General features: G+C 73.2%; 6 protein-coding genes. 1 reads left to right on the top strand and 5 read right to left on the bottom strand.

From position 1 onward, the window contains the following. Positions 1-2: 2 nt before the first annotated feature. From ACQPY0_RS24655 to ACQPY0_RS24645, 3 genes are all read right to left on the bottom strand, one after another. On the bottom strand, positions 3-5,519 hold the full coding sequence (locus tag ACQPY0_RS24655) for a galactose-binding domain-containing protein (RefSeq protein WP_432993085.1): 5,517 nt from the start codon (positions 5,517-5,519) through the stop codon (positions 3-5). Then, a complete protein-coding gene (locus ACQPY0_RS24650) occupies positions 5,516-6,136 on the bottom strand; it encodes a hypothetical protein (protein ID WP_432993082.1) in 621 nt (206 codons plus the stop codon). The genes ACQPY0_RS24655 and ACQPY0_RS24650 overlap by 4 nt, the downstream gene beginning before the upstream one ends. Positions 6,137-6,533: 397 nt before the next feature. Next, the gene (locus tag ACQPY0_RS24645; protein ID WP_432993079.1) at positions 6,534-8,732 is read right to left on the bottom strand and encodes a putative bifunctional diguanylate cyclase/phosphodiesterase; all 2,199 of its coding nucleotides are present in this window, start codon (positions 8,730-8,732) and stop codon (positions 6,534-6,536) included. Positions 8,733-9,012: 280 nt separating this feature from the next. Here ACQPY0_RS24645 and ACQPY0_RS24640 point away from each other — a divergent pair, with 280 nt between their 5' ends. Continuing rightward, complete coding sequence (locus ACQPY0_RS24640; RefSeq protein WP_432993076.1) at positions 9,013-9,345, top strand: gamma-glutamylcyclotransferase family protein; 333 nt, start codon at positions 9,013-9,015, stop codon at positions 9,343-9,345. 96 nt (positions 9,346-9,441) lie between these two features. Here the strand turns inward: ACQPY0_RS24640 and ACQPY0_RS24635 are convergent, their stop codons facing one another. Then, positions 9,442-12,858: an ATP-binding cassette domain-containing protein gene (locus ACQPY0_RS24635; RefSeq protein ID WP_432993073.1), complete on the bottom strand. Its 3,417-nt coding sequence runs from the start codon at positions 12,856-12,858 to the stop codon at positions 9,442-9,444. Positions 12,859-12,931: 73 nt separating this feature from the next. After that, positions 12,932-16,078 carry a BTAD domain-containing putative transcriptional regulator gene (locus ACQPY0_RS24630; protein ID WP_432993070.1) on the bottom strand — a complete coding sequence of 1,049 codons (3,147 nt, stop codon included), beginning with the start codon at positions 16,076-16,078 and terminating at the stop codon, positions 12,932-12,934. Between the last annotated feature and the right edge of the window lie 54 nt (positions 16,079-16,132).

The following is a 16,132-nucleotide window of genomic DNA, read 5'->3' as shown; positions in this document are numbered from 1 at the left end:
TCCTAGCAGCTGGACGCGGTGTAGGGGGCCTTGATCTGCATGGATCCGTTCGGACCGGTGACCTTGACCGTGGCCGTGCCCGCCGGCACCGAGGCGGTGCGGGCGTTGAACGACTGGTAGGCGGTCTTGCCGGGGGCGACACCGGTGACCGTCCGCGACCCGTACGGCGTGACCAGCTCGATGGTGAGCGTCTGGTCGTCGGCGTTGCGGGCGTTGACGGACACGTAGGCGCTGCCGCCGATGCACTGCGTCTTGGCCTGAACCTCGACGTCGAACTGCGGCGCCGGGTTGCCGGGCACGTCGTAGACCTCCCACTCCTGCACGCCGGGCGCGCCCTTGCCCTCCTCGGTCCCGCTCGCGGTGAGCAGGGCCCGCAGCTTCGTGGTCGTGACCGCCTTGAAGGTCACGGTGTTCCACTCGGTGGCGGAGGTGCCGTAGGCCGCCGGCTGCTCGACGTCGGCCCAGGTGCCGGCGCTGGTCCAGTACTGCAGCTTCCAGGTCTTCGGCGGCGCGACCCCGGCCCCGGAGTCGTCGAGGTCCTGGGTGAACCAGATCCGGCTGCGCTCGACGGTGACCGGCGAGGCCCAGTCGAGCTGGATCCACTGCTCGCCCACCTGCGGCCAGGTGTTCCACACGTCGGTGTTCGGCCCGACCGGCCCGGTCGGCTGGACGCCGTCGTTGATGTTGTCGGCGGTGACCCAGCCCGGGGTGTAGGACGCGGAGGCGGTGGCCGTGCGGGCCACGTTCACCGGCGCCTGACCCGCCGCGACCTGCAGCGAGCCGGTGGCGGAGGTGTTGCCGGCCCTGTCCACGGCCCGGTAGTCGACCGTGGTCGCCTGCGAGCCGATCAGCACTGCCCCGGACGCGTTCGTCCAGTCCTGTGTCACGACGCCACCGACGGTGAGCCGGTACTGCACGGCCCCGATACCGGACAGCGCGTCGGTGCCGGTGATGGTCACCGAGCGGCTGGCCGCGTCGAGGGCCGCGGTGGCCGTCGGCGCGGTGCGGTCGATGCCGATGCTCCGCTCGGTCACCGGCGAGACGTTGCCCGCCTTGTCGGTGGCCCGGGCCTTCACGGTTGTCGAGCCCTCCGCGGAGACCGTGACCGGCCCGGTGTACGCCTGGAAGGCCCCCGACCCGACCGCGATCTCGATCTTCGGCGCCGGGTCGGCGTTGTCGGTCGCCGTCGCGGTGACGGTGACGTTCGACGTCGTCCAGCCGCCGGCCGGGTCCGGGTCGGCCGCCAGCACCGCGACCGGCGGGGCGGTGTCGCTCGGGCCGCCGTCGCCGACGGTGACCGTCGCGGTGGCCGTCTTGTCGGTGCCGGCCACCTGACCGCTCACCTCGAAGGTGGCCGCCGCCGCGTACTTGGCCGGGTCGATCGCCGCCCAGGTGACCGCGATGCCGCTCTGCCGCGAGCCGTCGTTGTACCCGACGGTGACGCCGGTGGGCAGCTTCGGCGCGACGCCCACCTTGGTGGTGACCGCCACCGGATCGATGGTGTTGATCTGCACCGGGTCGCTGCCGCGGACCCAGACGTGGGCCGTGGCCGTCAGCGTGGTGCCGGTGACGAAGCCGGTGACCGTGAAGTCGCCGATCGCCGCCACCTTGGCCGGGTCGATCGCGCCCCACGCCACCGCGACCGGCAGCGTGGTGCCGTCGGCGTAGGTGACGTCCACGGTGGACGGCAGCGTCGGCACGACGCCGAGCTGGGTGCGCGCGTCCACGCCCTTGACGGAGCCGGCCGCGGCGGCCAGGACCCGCCACTCGGAGACGCCGACCGCCGAGTAGGCGGTGCCGGCCGCGTTGGGCAGGGCGTTGAACGTGGCCCGCAGGCGGGTGGTGGTGACCGGGGAGAACGACACCTGGTTGGTGCGCCCGCGCACGGCCGGGTCGAAGCCGACGGGGTTGGTCACGTCCTGCCAGGCCGCACCGTCCCAATACTGCAGCTTCCACGACTTGGGAACCGCGACGCCGCTGCCTCCCGTGGTGCTGTCCGACCAGAAGTCGATCGAGGCGCGGTCCACGCGCACGGCCGACGGGAAGTCGTACTGCAGCCACCGGGTCGCCGGCTCGCTGCCGGTCCAGGTGCCCCACAGGTCGGTCTGCGCGCCGCCGCTGAACAGCGAGGGCTTGCCGTCGTTGACCGCGTTGACGTTGTTCCAGCCGGCGGTGAAGCTCGCCGACGGCGTCGCCGTGCTCGCCACGTTGATCTCGCCCTCGGCCAGCGCGGTCGCGTTGACCACGAGGTCCTTGGTGGAGGTCGCCTGGCCGTTCGCGACGCTCAGGCGCAGGGTGTACCGGCCGGACTTGGTGAACCGGGCCACCGTGCTCGGCGCGTTGGCCGGGTCGAAGGCCGCCGAGCCGCCGTCGGGCGCGTCAACGACCGTCCAGGCCGAGGTGAGCGCCGTGCCCGGGTCGCCGTCGTCCTGGGCGAGCCCGATGATGCGGGCCGAGCCGGCCTGGCTGTAGGACGAGTCGAGCCACGCGTCGGCCAGCGGCGGGTTGTTCACGGCCGCGGGGGCCGCGACGCCGGTGCCGAAGGCCTGGACCTCCTTGATGCCGGTCTTCGCGCCCGGGCTGTGCTGCACGGTGATGCGCAGCTTCTTGGCCTTGACGGAGGGGAACCGGACCTGGTTCAGGTTGCCGCGCGGGTAGGCGGGCGAGCGGAACTCGTTCGGCACCAGCCTCCAATTGGAACCGGAGCCGTCGTCGTAGGAGACCGTGAACTGGGCCGGGGGTGCGTAGCCCTGGACCGTCGCGGTCGTGGTGGTGTTGTAGAAGTACACGCGCACGTCGTCGATCGAGCGCTCGCCCTGCAGGTCGATGTCGATCGAGTCGGAGGCGTTCGGCGATCCCGCCGTACCCCAGAAGGGCTCGTTGATCGTCGTGCCGTTCACGGCCCCGGCCGGGCCGCGGCCCGAGGCGGAGAAGGTCGCGGTGGCCGGGCGGCCCTGGGCGAAGTTCGCAGAGCCCGTGCTGGCCGGCTGGATGTCGGCGCCCGCCTTGGCCATGACGTCGACGATGCGCGCGTCGGCGGCGTAGGTGACGTCCTGCGGCGCCTTGACGGCGATCGCGTTGTGGGTGAGCACCTGCACGCCGGCGGCCGCCTCGACGGTGCCGGTGGCCGGGTCGTAGACGAGTTTGCCGAGCTTGTCCGCGGTGAAGGCGAGCTGCCCGTCGAGGTAGACGGAGTAGCCCTCCGGGACGTCGTTGCCGTAGTACCGCGTGCCGCCGGGCGCGTCCCACACGATGGTGAGGTCGCGGTCGCGGTAGCGGATGTTGTTGGCGGTGAAGTGGTCCCAGCCGATGTTGATCGGGTCGAGCTCCACCTTGGCGTCCGAGCGCGGGCGCAGGCCCATCGCGTCCTCGATGACGGTGAAGTTCGTGGCGCCCAGGATCGTGTGGTGGATCCAGGAGCGGTAGCCGATCGTCCCGGCGGTCGCGGAGCCGTCGGCCCAGAACTCGTTCTGGTCCGGGTAGCGGTTGTCGCCGTTGTTCTGGTACTGCGCCCAGGCGTTCCAGTACAGCAGCTTCTTGTACCACTCGGCGTCGATGTAGTTCGTCGGGTAGTTGCGCAGCGCCGAGGAGAGCATGCGGAACGTCACCGTCGAGTTGATGATCGAGAAGTTGTTGCTGCCCGGCTCCCCGGCCGCCGCGGCCGCGGCCTTGTCGGCCTGGTTGGCGGTGGTGAACGGGAAGATGGGGTACTGCGCGTTGTCGGCGAAGAGCCGCAGTGCCTCGACGTAGGGCTGCGTGTAGTCGGGGTCACCGGGCTTGGGCATCAGCCCGACCGAGTACGGGTAGTAGTTGTTGATCTCCTTCCACGGCACGAGCTGGTTGCCGGAGACCAGGCGGTGCTTGAGCAGGTTGCCGTAGAGGCCCATCTGGTCCGGCGTCGTGCGGGCGGGCTCCCACAGGTACTGCAGCACCGCCGCCTTGATGCGCTCGGCGAACGCGTCCATCTCCTCGGCCTTGGCGGTGTCGCCGGCGACGCGGTAGGCGGCCGCGGCGGCCTTGGCGTTGGAGTACAGGTAGGCGTTCTCGGCCCGGTCCATGTAGCCGGACTTCCAGTGGAACGACACCGCGTCGGCGTCGTTGCCCGTCATGGCGCCCCAGTTGTACTCGATGAGGCCGTTGCCGTCGAAGTCGTACGCCTGCTGCAGGCCCTTGACGTCGTACTCGGCGTACTCGGCGAGGTTCTGCGCGATGGGCGCGGGCCCGCCGTGCAGCTGGTAGGAGCGCCAGGCGGCCTCGGAGATGTACTCCGTGTACGAGTTCGACCAGTTGGCCGGGTCGCCGGGGTTGTCGACGTACTTCGAGCTCTTGGACACCTCGCCGGCCGAGACCCACGGGCCGTAGGAGTAGACCGGGTCGCGGAAGTACTTGAGGTCGTCGACGAACATGCCGACGGTCAGCACGATGGCGTTGTTGTAGCCGAGCACGCCCTCCATCGACGTCGGGAACTGGTAGTCGTTGCCCGGCAGGTCGGCGTCGAGGAAGTTGTACCGCATGAGCCACCAGCGGTAGAACAGCGTCTTGTCGATGTTGTTCTCGGGCGTGTCCAGGTAGGGCACGTTGTCGGCCCACCACTGGTTGTACGCGCGCACCTGCTCGGTGTAGGCCGCCGCCGGGGACAGGCCGCGGTAGCGCGCGTACTCGGTGGCAGAGGCCGGCTGCTCCTTGGTGGTGAAGCCCAGCTGCACCTTGGTCTTCACCGAGCCCGACGCCGGCACGGACACGGTCTGCTTGAGCGTGCCGTCCACCGGCGCGAACCCGTCGCCGGAGAAGCGCGGGAAGATCGTGGTGAGCTGGTTGAAGGCGCGCACCGCGCCGGTCAGCTCGCCGTTGTCGCTCGCGGTGGTCTTGGCGAACGCGGAGCTGGCGGTGAGCACGACGCTCTTGGCCGCGCCGTTGGTGCTCGCGACGTCGAGGTTCGTCACGGCGACGTTGGCGTCGGTGATGAACTTCGTCTCGGTGATGCGCAGCCCGTTCGCGGTGTTGTTGAAGACCGTGCGGAAGTAGCTCGGGGCCTGCTTGCGCTGGGCGACGTCCTCGGTCAGCGCCACGTCGGCGCCGCCCACCGAGGCGGTGATGGTGTACGCGCCCTGCCCGCCCGCGATCGACTCGATGTAGGCGACCTCGCCGCCGAAGCCGAGCACGCCGGGCGAGTGCGTCTTCATGAACACGGCGCGGCCGCGGCTGAACAGGTAGCCGTTCGCGTCGCCGTTGGAGCCGCCCGGCTGGTTGCCGGTCCGCGCGAGCATGCGGTCGATCCAGAAGTCGTTGTCCGGGCTCGATCCGGCCCCGGCGGCGACGTCGGTGTCGAAGATCGCCTGGAGCTGGTTGCGGACGTGGTACCCGGTGCGCTCGTCCGGCACCGGGTTGGCGCTGCCGGTGAACGTCGGGTAGGGCGTGGCGGAGTTGGGGGCGGCGTGCGCGGGTTGGGATACGAGGGTGGTCAGCAGCAGGCCGGCGACCGCGGCGGCGGCCGCGACGCGTGGCCGGACTGTTCTCACGAACGGGCACCTTTCTGGGCGGTTGTGAATTCGTTCGTCTTCAGGTCGGCCCGCGCGACCTCGTCCCCGTTACGGGCCAGCACCTGGACCTGCGCCTCCTCGGAGAGCAGCCAGGCGATGAAGTTCCAGGCCTGGTCGGCCTTCTTGGAATCGCGGGTGATGCCGATGCCGTCGCCGCCCTCGGGGTTCACGACGAACGGCAGCGCGTGCCGGGCACCGTCCTTCGTCCCGGCCCCCACGGAGGCCGGGTCGAGCTGCGCGGCGAAGGGCAGGCGCTCGACCCGCGCGGTGACGTCCTGGTAGAGCCCGCGCCCGGTCCAGCCGGGCACCTCGGCGAGCCCGCCGGCGAGCAGGTCGGGCAGCGATCCGGCCTGGGCGGCGGTGTCGATGCGGGCGCCGAGGTCGTCGCCGGCCACGAGGGTCAGTTCGACCTGGTTGGTGTGCGTGGCGTTGTACGCGTCGACGAGCAGGGTCGCCTGCACCTCAAGCTGGGAGCGCGACCACAGCACGATCCGTCCGCCGCTGTCGGCGCCGTCGACCGGCGGCGGCCCGGGCCTGGGGTGCGGCGAGGCGCTGCACGCGGTGAGCACCGCCACGGCGGCGAGCAGAGCCAGCATCCGACGGATCATGGGGGCCACCACCCTTCAAGGTCACTCTCGAAAACCTTTTCGGAATGGTGGCAACACGTTACGGCCGTGTCAACGGCCTATTTCCGCCGTTCGAAGTGTTGTTACGGTTGTGACAGTCATCGCACGGTCATCGTTCGACCCCTTACCGGTCGAAATGCTTTCAGCCCAACCCGCTGACATGCACGGAAGCGCTCCCACCTGCGCGATCGGGTCCAGCAAGGCACCGACGTGCACGAATATGTGCCAGCCGACCGGCGATTGTCATGAAAACCGACATTTCCCCTGTCGCCCTGATGCCCGCCTATGTCAGCTTTAGCGCGGACTAGTGCGGTGCTCGGCGCCGGATTTATCGGTTATGACCGGCACGGGTCAATCGAGCGCTTGTTCAGATCGAGAGGGCGAGCGAGACCGCGAAGTCCGGGTCCTCGGCGGGGCGGCCGAAGCGGTAGCCCTGGACGTAGCGGTAGCCCATGCGGTATAGCGCGTCGGCCTGCTCCGCCGTCTCCACGCCCTCGGCGACCGCCGTCAGGCCGAGGTGGTTCGACACGTCGATCAGGGCCGTCGCGATCACCGAGCGCCCCCCGCCGGCCAGGTCGTCCACGAAGGACTTGTCGACCTTCAGCACGTCGACCGGGGCCGTACGCAGCAGGCCCAGCGAGGAGTGCCCGGTGCCGAAGTCGTCCAGGGCGATCCGCACACCCAGCGCCTTCACGGCGCGCAGCGCGTCCAGGGCCGTCGAACTGTCGAAGACCGCGGTCTCGGTGACCTCGATGGTCAGCGCGGCCGGCGGCAGGGCCGTCTCGTGCAGCACCGCGGCGACGAAATCCGGGAATCCGGGCTCGGACAGCTGGCGGGCCGAGACGTTCACCGAGACGTAGTCGGGGGCCACCTCGCCCTGGGTGCGGCGCCAGGACTCGGCCCGGGCGCAGGCGGCGCGCAGGATCCAGCGGCCCAGCTCGACGATCAGGCCGTTGTGCTCGGCGACGGGGACGAAGTCGGCGGGGCCGACGACGCCGCGCTGCGGGTGGCGCCAGCGCACCAGCGCCTCCACCGCGCTCACGCGCCCCTCGGGAAGCGCCACGATCGGCTGGTACACCAGGAAGAACTGCTCCTCGTCGAGGGCCGTGCGCAGCTCGGCGCCGAGCTGGGCGTGCTCGGTGGCGCGCTCGTCGAGCCCCGGCTCGTAGCGCACGTGGCGGCCGCCGGTGACCTTGGCGGCGTACATGGCGACGTCGGCGCGGCGCAGGGGCTCGAACGGGTCGTCCGTGGCGTGGTCGTCGGCGACGCCGATGCTGGCGCGCATGAGCAGGCGGTACGGGCCGGCGGACAGCGGCTCGGACAGGGCGGCGGCGATGCCGGCGACGATGCGGTCGGCGACGTCGGCGGGGGTGCGGGGCATCAGCACCGCGAACTCGTCGCCGCCGAGGCGGGCCACGGTGTCGCCGGGGCGCACGAGCGTGCCGAGGCGCCCGGCGACCGCCGCCAGGAGCCGGTCGCCGACGCCGTGGCCGAGCCGGTCGTTGACCGCCTTGAAGTCGTCGAGGTCGATGAGGACGACGTGGGAACGGCCCCCGGCGGCGAGCTCCGCGCGGATCGCGGCCTCGAGCGCCCGCCGGTTGGCCAGGCCCGTGAGCTCGTCGCGCATGGCGAGGGTGCGCACCTGCTCGACCAGGCCGGCCATGCGCACCAGCACGAGCAGGAACAGCGCCGCCGCGCTGACGCCGATCGCGAGCCACGCGATGCGGCGCGGTTCCATGACCCCCTGCAGCACCAGGACCGCGGGCGCCAGCAGCGACGAGGCGGCGAGCACCGCCAGGCGGGCGCCGCCGGGCATGGGGTCGTCACGGGCCGGGCCCGCGGCGGCGCGGACCGAGGGGTGCAGGGCCGCGGCCGCCCACAGCACGTACGACAGCAGCCAGCCCGCGTCGAACAGCCCGGATTCGTAGCTGGTGCGGGAGCTGACGACGGAGTACGCGATGTCGGAGGTCAGCAGCACGCTCAGCGCCGCGACGAGCAGCCGGGTGCTGGCATCGCGCGAGGCGCCCGAGACGACCAGGCGCGCGACCAGCACGAGCAGCAGCACGTCGGCGGCCGGGTACGCGAGCGCGATGACCCGCGCGCCGAGGCTCACGGTGCCGTCGCGCGCGATCGGGTCCATGACGACGGACCAGAGCACGAGACCGGTGCCGGTGGCGAAGATCAGCGCGTCGACGATCGCCGTCCAGCCCAGCTCCCGGGCGCGGCGCCGGCCGAGGATGAGCAGCGAGCCGAGCAGGAAGGGGTACGAGCTGAGGTAGAACACGTCCGCCGAGGAGGGGAAGGGCTCGACGTGGACGCCGAACTCCAGGTACGTGTAGATCCAGTCGCCCGTGGACCACAGCAGGGTGCCGGCCGCGGCCAGGCGCCACGCGAGCCGCCGCGGCCGGTCCGTGCGCCGGGCCCCGGCCAGCATCACGAACGCGGAGAGCGTGCCGATGGCGTCGTAGGCGACGTCTCGGGCGAGGGAGTGGGCGGGCAGCGCGAAATACGCCCCGATCGCCGCCGTCCCGGCAAGGAGCCACCACAGCCACCGTCTGTCCCGCACCTGCCCGACATCGGCAGCGCCCGGGTGCGGCTTAGCGTGACCGATACGATCGCCACCATGGCGCTCCCGTGCCGCGCGGAACTGCACCCCGGCAAGCGGTCGGCGTGGACCCGACCGTGACCTGTCCCTGGCCGTGGTCCGCACCTCCTGAGCGCCGCGGGTAATGCGGCACCTTGCTTGCGACGTGGACGAACGATAGCGGCTCGCCGCCCCTCTCGCATACCCGAATCCGTCACTCGCCCTCGCTTCGCACGCATCCACGCAGGTAAGGTCTTGATCCATGCCGTTGCTGTTCTCCTACGGGACCCTCCGCGACCCAGACGTGCAGCAGGCCAACTTCGGCCGCCACCTCACCGGGCGGCCCGACCGCATCCTCGGCTACCGGCTGGACCGCCTCGAGATCACCGACCCGCGCGTCGTCGCGGTCAGCGGCCAGACCCACCAGCCGGTGCTGGTTGCGACCGGTGACCTCGCCGACTCCGTCAACGGCTCGGTGCTCGAGCTGACCGACGAGGAGCTTCGGCGCGCGGACGAGTACGAGGTCAACGACTACCGACGGGTCGAGGCGCGGCTGGCCACCGGCGACACGGCCTGGGTCTACGTCGGCGGCTGACGCTCACGGCGTCCCCGGCACGACGAAGACACCGCCGCGAACGCATGGATACACCGCCGCGAGCCCGCGGAGGCACGGCCCGGGGCTCGCGGAGGTTCAGCCGGCCAGGTGGCCCCAGCGGGCCTCGAGCTCGCGCCAGGTGCCCTGGGCTGCGGCCTTGCCCGCCTGGAGGACCACCACGCGGTCGGCCTGGGTCAGCGCCGCTCGTTTCGACGTGGAGCCGATGACCGTCACGCCGTGGTCGCGCAGAGCCTGCCACAGGGCCAGTTCTGTCGTCACGTCCAGGGCCGACGAGACGTCGTCGGCGATCAGCAGTTCTGTTCTCGGGGCCAGGGCTCGGGCCAGGGCCAGGCGTTGGAGCTGGCCGCCCGACAGGCGGGTGCCCTTGTGGCCGATCAGCAGGCCCAGGCCGGCGCCCGCGGCGTTGAGGTCGTGGTCCAGCTGGGCCGTCGACACGGCGGTGTCGGCGTCCACCTCGTGGCCCAGGGCGATGTTGTCGGCGACCGTTCCGGACAGGACCCGCGGAACCTGGGCCACGTAGCCGATCTGGTTCGGGCGCAGGAACATCTCCGGCTCGGTGACCGGCTCGCCGTTCCAGCGCAGCTTGCCCGTGTGGTGCACGATCCCGGCCAGCGCCCGCAGCAGCGACGACTTGCCGGAGCCGACCGGCCCCACGACCAGGACCAGCTGGCCGCGCTCCACCGACAGGTCCAGGTCCCGGACCGCGACCGTGCCGTCCTCGTGGACCGCGGCGAAGCCCTTCAGCTCCAGGCGGCGCAGGGGGTGCCGCGGCGCGGTCGGCGGGGCGGGGGCGGTGCCGGCGGAGAGGTCGACGCCGGGGACGGCGGCGGCGTACTCGCCGGTGCCGACCATCTCCACCGTGCGCCGGGTCCAGACCCGGGCCGACGGCAGCTGGGAGATCAGCGACGCCGTGGTCCAGGCGAACCAGCGGGCCGAGCCCAAGGTGGAGACCGCGACCAGGGCGGCGCCGGGCGAGAGGTGGCCGGCCAGCAGCAGGGCCCAGGCGCCGATCGGCAGCAGGCCGCTGGCGAGGGCGGGCGTGGAGCGGGCCCAGACCTGCACGGCGATCTCCCGGCGGACACGGTCGCTGCGGACGCGGTCGAGGCCGGCCAGGTGGGCCAGGACGGGCGTGGTGGCGCCGGCCAGCTTGACTGTGCGCGCCGCCGACAGCGACGAGACCAGGGCGGTGGCGAAGGCGGCGCGGGCGGTGACCGTCTTCTGGGCCGAGCGCTTCAGGGCCGGGCCGAACAGGGTGGCGGCCAGGCCGGAGAGGACGATCGTGGCCGCCATGAACGAGGCGGGCACGAACGAGCCGGCGACGACCGTCATCGAGACCAGGACCCACAGGCAGATCCATTGGTCGACGAGGTTGTCGGCCAGCACGACCACGCGCTCGGTGTCGCCGCCCTGGGCGACGACCTCGGCGGGGGTGTGCTTGCTGACCCGGCGGGCACCGGTCTGGCCGTGCACGAGGCGGAGGCTGATGCGCAGCAGCTGGCGTACCCACCACTCGGGGAACCAGCGGCCCGTGTAGTACGGCAGCGCCAGCGGGACCAGCAGCGCCGCGGTGATGCCCAGCGCCGGCCACCACGCCGCGCCCGCGCCGTCGACGAGGTCGGCCCACAGCCACGGCAGGATGGAGCCGTCGAGGCTGACGAGGGACATGACGGCGAACATGACCACGGAGACGATGCCGAAGCGCCAGTCGTTGGTCGCGAGCTTGAAGATGTTCCACAGCGTGCGGGGCTTCGGCGTGGCGGGCAGCGGCGGCGGGTCGGCCTTGGCCGCGGCGCTGGTCACCACCGGGCGGATCGCGCGCGGGGAGGCGACCTCGACGGCGGAGGCGGCCAGCAGCTCGGCGAAGCGCCGCGAGGCGGCGAGGGGGCCGGCCTCCACCACGGCGCCGTCGGCGAGCAGGACGACCTCGTCGCACTGCTGCACCGAGGAGAGCCGGTGGGCCACGATGATGCCGATGCGGCCGGCCAGCAGGCGCTCCGTGGCCCGCTGCACCTGCGCCTCGGTCACCGGGTCGAGCCGGGCGGTCGCCTCGTCGAGGATGACGACCTGCGGGTCGCGGACCACGATGCGGGCGAACGCGACCAGTTGCTCCTGGCCGGCGGACAGGACGTGCCCGCCGTCGCCGAGGCGGGTGTCGAGGCCGTCGGGCAGCTCGGCGACCCAGCCGGACAGGCCGAGCTCCTCGATGGCGCGGGCGGCCGCCGGCAGCAGGCCGGGGTCGAAGAGCGCGATGTTCTCGGCGAGGGTGCCGGCGAGGATCTCGGTGCGCTGCGGCACGACGGCGATCCAGCGGCGCAGCAGCTCCAGGTCGAGGTCGAGCAGGTCGGTGCCGCCGAGGAACACCGTGCCGCGGGGCAGGTCCACGGCACGGGTGAGGACCTTGGCGAGGGTGGACTTGCCGGAGCCGGTGCGGCCGATCAGCGCATAGGAACGGCCCCGGGCGAACGTGAGGCTCACGTCGCGCAGGGCCGGTTTGCGGGCCGTGTCGGAGTACCGGAAGGTCAGGTCCCGGACCTGCAGATCACCGGCGACGGGCGTTCGGCCGCCGGTGGGCTCCTGTATGGCCTCCCGCAGCAGCTGCACCCGGGCCCAGGCGCCGAGCGCGTACTGCAGGTCGGGCACCATCCGGCTGGTGTGCTCGACGGTCGCGCCGAAGCCCAGCGCGAGCAGCCAGACCGCGGAGAGCCGGGCCACGTCGATGTGGCCGGTCGCGAGCGCCCACACGCCGCCGAGGACGATGAGGGCGATGGTGAGCCGGACGAAGCCGGAGGCGACGGAGGTGACGGCGGCGGAGCGGTTCCAGACCTTGCGGCCGCGTTCGAGCACGACGGCGGCGCGGCGGGCGAAGAGGCGCAGCACGTACGGCCGGGCGAGTGTGGTGCGCACGTCGTCCTGGCCGTGGATGCTCTCCTCCATCACGGCGGCGAGATCGCTCCAGGCCTCCTCCTCGCCCATGCGGCTGACGGCGATCTTCGCCGTCGGCTTGCGCAGGGCCAGGGTCAGACCCACGGTGATGACGATCATCGCGATGCCCGCGGGCCACCACACGAACAGGGCGGTCGCCACGGACAGCACGGTGTAGCAGGCCGACTGGGCGATGCGAACGCCCGCGTTGCGCAGCTCACCGGCGACCTGGTAGACATCGCCGTCGATGCGATCGAGCAGCTCGCCGACCGGCGTGGTCTCCAGCGTCGGCAGGTCCTGGCCGAACGCGACCCGGCACAGGCGACGGCGCACGTCGGCGGCCCAGTCGGCGGTGAGACGGGCCATGATGAGCCCGACGGCGAGGTCGGTGAGCACGGCCGCGGCGAGGGCCGCCGCGAGCACCGCGAACATGGTCCACGACCGGTGGATGAGCACCGAGCCGCCGACCGCGGACGCCGCGGCCTGCCCGGCCGCGCCGAGCACGACCAGGAAGGCCACGACCGCGGTCCGGCGCGGTGACGTGGCCCAGAGGTCACGGATCAGGCGCATGGTGAACGGTCCCCCGGGATTGATGCTGCTGGCTGCTGCGGCTATCCAGCCTGCGCCAGGAGGCCGGGGACGTTCAACGCAATTTCTCGGCGACGAGGTCGATGACGTTCTCGACGGTGGCCTTGCGGCCCTCATCGACCGCGGCCTCCCGCTGCTGCGGGCTCAGGGCGGCGCGCGCGGACTCGCACACGAGCTCGATCCACGGGCAGGTCTCGTCCCCGGCGCCGCGGATGGTCTCGGCCGCGCTCATCAGCACCATCGCGCCGGCCGGGTCGCCGGCCAGCGACGCGACCTCGGCGCCGTGGGCGAGCGCGTTGGCGAGCATCGGCGTGTCATAGGCGCTGCGGCCGTGGGCGATCGCGGCGCGGATCGCCTCGCGGGCCGCGGCGTGCTCGCCGTCGTGGGCAAGGACGACGGCACGGCCGCTGTGCAGCAGGCCCAGCATCTGCGGAGAGACCCGGTTGTCGCCGACGAGCTCGAGCGCCCGGGTGAAGCGGTCGCGGGCCTCGTCGAGGCGGCCGGCGCGCAGGGCCCGGTCGGCGAACGCGTACTCCACGAAGGCGATGCTGTCGGGCACGCCCGAGCGCAGGGCGGTGCGGCGCGCCTCGGCCAGGGCCGCGTCGGCGCGCGCCTCGTCGCCGATCAGGTGGTACTCCAGCGCCAGCCGCACCTCGGTCACCGGCCGGTCCTCGGTCGCGCCGAGCGAGCGCAGATACGTCAGCGCCTCCTCGTAGTGCGCGATCGCCTCGCGGTGCCGGCCCTGCTGGGCCTTGCCCTCGGCCAGCGCGGCCAGTGCGAACGACATCCCCCAGCGCTCGCCGATGCCCTGGAACGCGGTCAGCGACGACTCGAACGCAGCCAGCGCCTCGCCGCGGCGGCCGCCGGTGTTGAGCAGGGCGTGCCCCACGAGGAGACGGCCGAGGCCCGCGATCCACAGGTCGGGGTCGTCGGCGAGCGCGGAGATGCGCTCCAGCACCACCCCGACCGGGCCCTCGCGGTAGAGGCCGGCGACGGCCTGGAAGAGCCGGACCACGGAGTGCTCGCCCCGGAAGCTCGCCGCCTCGGCGAACCACTCGTCGAGCATCTCGGTGTCGCCGAGGCCGTCGAAGCCGTTGACCGCGGCGACCCCGCAGGCCAGGGCCCGGGCGTTGGGGTCGGACGGGCCGGGCATCGCCAGGGCCGCGGCGGCGAGCGTCGCGCCCTCGACCCGGTGGCCGCCGAGCCACCAGTACCAGCCGGCGACGGCGACGATCCGCACGGCGAGATCGCTGTCCCCGGCCGCGACCGCCCGCCGCAGCGCGCCGTGCAGGTTGTCGTGCTCGGCGGCGAGCGCGGCCAGCGCCTCCAGCTGCCGCCGGCCGCGCAGCTCGGGCTCGAGGCGCTCGGCGAGCGCCAGGAACCAGGCGCCGTGCCGGCGCCGCAGCGCCTCGGTCTCGCCCTGCTCGTCGAGGCGCTGCAGGCCGTAGGCGCGGATGGTCTCCAGCATGCGGTATCGCAGGTCGTCGCCGGCGATCAGCAGCGACTTCTCGGCCAGGGTCGTGAGCAGCTCGTCGGGGTCGCCGAGGCGGGCGTCCGGGTCGCACACGGCGGCTGCGGCCTCCAGCGTCGCGCCGCCGGGGAAGATCGCGAGGCGGCGCAGCATCGCGCGCTCGGGCTCGGTGAGCAGGTCCCAGCTCCAGTCGACCGCGGCGCGCAGGGTCTGGTGGCGCGGCAGCGCGGTGCGGCTGCCCCGGGTGAGCAGCCGGAACCGGTCGTCGAGCCGGTCGGCGATGTGGGCGGGGGTGAGCGAGCGGCAGCGGGCGGCGGCGAGCTCGATCGCCAGCGGCATCCCGTCGAGGGACCGGCAGATGCGCGCGGCGGCGTCGGGGTCCGGGGCGAGCCCGGGGCGTACGGCCGCGGCTCGCTCCTGGAACAGCCGGACCGACGCGAACCGCTCGGGGTCGGCGGCCCCGGGCGGGGGCAGCGCCAGCGGCTCCACGCTGTAGAGCGTCTCGCCGGTGATGCCGAGCGGTTCGCGGCTCGTCGCCACGATGCGCAGGTGCGGCGACTCCCCCAGCAGCCGCTCGGCCAGCGCCGCGGCAGGCGCGACGACGTGCTCGCAGTTGTCGAGGATGATCAGCAGCCGGCGGTGGGCGAGCGCGCCGGCCAGGCGCCGGGTCGCGTCGGGGGCGTCGGGGCGGCGGCCCGACCCCGGGGTGCCGGCCAGGTCGCGCAGGCCGAGCGCGCCCCAGACGGCCTGGATGACGTCCGCGGGGTCGCTGACCGGCGCCAGCTCCACCAGCCAGACGCCGTCGGCCGGACCGTCGAACGCGGGCTCGTCGCGCAGTGTGCGCCCGGCCTCGACCGCCAGCCGGGTCTTGCCGGCGCCGCCCGGCCCCACGAGGGTGACCAGCCGGCCCGCGGCCACCAGCCGGTGCACGGCGGCGATGTCGGCGTCGCGGCCGACGAAGCTCGTCAGGGCGGCGCGCAGGTTGCCGGGGGCGGGGTCGCGGGACTCGGGCCCGGCCTCGCCCCGCAGGATCTGCCGGTGTACTTCGAGCAGCGCCGCCGACGGGTCGGCCCCCAGCTCGTCGGCGAGCCGTGCCCGGCACCGCTCGAACGCCGCCAGGGCCTCGGCCCCGCGCCCGGCACCGGCGAGCGCGCGCATCAGCAGCGCGACGAGCCGCTCCCGCAGCGGGTGGGCGGCCACGAGCGCCTCCAGCTCGGCCACGACCCGCTCCCCCAGGCCGAGCTCGGCCTCGAGGCGGTCCTCGGTCGCGGCGATGCGCAGCTCGCCGAGGCGCGCCCGCCACGGCCCGGCGAACGGCGCGTCCCCGGCGTCGGCCAGCGCCGGCCCCCGCCACAGCGCCTCGGCCTGCCGGAACAGCGTGACCGCGGCGGCCGGCTCGCCGGGCGCCCGGGCCCGCGCGACGAGCCGCTCGAACTCGACGTGGTCGACGTCGCCGGGCTCGACGTCGAGGGTGTACCCGGTCGGGCGGGCCTGCAACACCCCGTCGGGCAGCGCCCGCCGCAGCCGCGACACCAGCGACTGCAGGGCGTTGCCGGCGCCGGCGGGCGGTTGTTCGCCCCAGACCCCGTCGACCAGGCGCGCGGCGGGGACGACCCGGCCGGGCTCCAGCGCCAGGAGCGTGACGAGCACTCGCAGGCGCGCGCCACCGACCTCGACGACCGAACCGTCACCGGCACGCACCTCGAGGGGGCCGAGCAGCCCGATCCGCACCCCGCCGATGGTGTTCTCCCCGTCCGTTCCCGCCCGCCGGCCGTGGTCTAGGGT

This window comes from Dactylosporangium sp. CA-233914, assembly GCF_050942935.1.
GTDB lineage: Bacteria > Actinomycetota > Actinomycetes > Mycobacteriales > Micromonosporaceae > Dactylosporangium.
The sequence above is the reverse complement of the archived record's forward strand: the minus strand, read 5'-3'. Positions and strand labels throughout refer to the sequence as shown.